The organism is Arthrobacter sp. CMU6 (assembly GCF_059090205.1).
The window spans coordinates 1-1245 of record NZ_JBNHFL010000078.1; the positions used below are offsets into that span (position 1 = coordinate 1).

1 protein-coding gene is annotated in these 1245 nt (G+C 64.7%); it reads left to right on the forward strand.

All coding sequences use genetic code 11. From position 1 onward, the window contains the following. Nucleotides 1–27 precede the first annotated feature (27 nt). Nucleotides 28–1212 carry an IS30 family transposase gene (locus AC5RWD_RS23125; RefSeq protein ID WP_494022256.1) on the forward strand — a complete coding sequence of 395 codons (1185 nt, stop codon included), beginning with the start codon at nucleotides 28–30 and terminating at the stop codon, nucleotides 1210–1212. The last annotated feature ends 33 nt before the right edge of the window (nucleotides 1213–1245 follow it).

Consider the following 1245-nt stretch of genomic DNA (forward strand, 5'->3'; position numbering starts at 1 on the left):
GCAACGCTCTGATGGATGGAGCGTGCGATGCCGAAGTTGTTTCCGCTCGGTGCCCGTGGTGATTTTCTCGATCTGGTGTGCTCCAGCATGTCGGTCAGTGCTGCTGCCCGGCGTGTCGGAGCGTCCCGCGGCACCGGGAAGAAGTGGTGGGCCCAGTCTGGTCAGATGACGTTGAGTATGGGGGTCATCGGTGGTCTGGCGGATCCTGCCCCGTCCGCGGCCGGTCCGGGTGGGCGTGCGTTGAGCGCGACGGAGCGGGGCATGATTCAGATGGGGAGGCGGGCCGGCATGACTTACGCCAAGATCGGTGAAGCCATCGGCCGGGACAAGTCCGTGGTCTGGCGGGAGGTGAAGCGCAACTCCGGCGCCGAAGGTGAGTATCGGGCCTCGGTCGCGCACGCCAAGGCCCATCAGGCCAGGCGCCGGCCCAAGCCCCTGAAGCTGGTCGAGGACGAGGATCTCTGCCGTCTGATCGCTTTCTGGATGGACGATGGCTGGAGCCCGAAACTGATTTCGGCGATGTTGGCGTTTTACTTCCCCGATGACCAGACTATGCAGGTGAGCCACGAGACGATCTACCAGGCGCTGTACGTCCAGACCCGCGGGAAACTGCGGGCAGACCTGGCCGAAAAGCTCAGTCTCAAACGGAAACAGCGCGTTCCGCACACCGCCGACCGGACCAAAAGCAGCCCCTACAAAGAAGCCTTCACGATCAGTGAACGCCCGGCCGAGGTCCAGGACCGGGCCGTGCCCGGACACTGGGAAGGCGACCTCATCATCGGCTGTGACGGGACCGCGATCGGCACCCTCGTGGAACGCTCGACCCGGTTCACCATCCTGCTGCACCTGCCCGGGGACCACACCGCGGACACCGTCGCCGGGGCCATGATCCGCGAAATGGGTAATCTCCCGGACCACCTGCGCCGCTCGATCACCTGGGACCGCGGCACCGAACTGGCCGACTACGCCCGGATCCAAACCGCCCTCGAGACCACACTGTATTTCTGCGACCCGCACTCACCCTGGCAACGCGGCACCAACGAAAACACCAACCGGCTCCTGCGATTCTGGTTCGAGAAAGGCTCCGACCTCTCCGTCCACACACCCGATGACCTCAACCGCATCGCAGCCAAGCTCAACCGCCGGCCCCGGCCAACCCTCAACCTCGAGACCCCAGCCAACCGGCTCAACCAGCTGCTACAAGCGGCATAACCCCCCGCGTTGCACCGACCAGTTGATTTTGCC

Coding starts and splice junctions, on each gene's coding strand:
- AC5RWD_RS23125 (WP_494022256.1), top strand. CDS start 28: ATGCCGAAGTTGTTTCCGCTCGGTGCCCGTGGTGATTTTCTCGATCTG.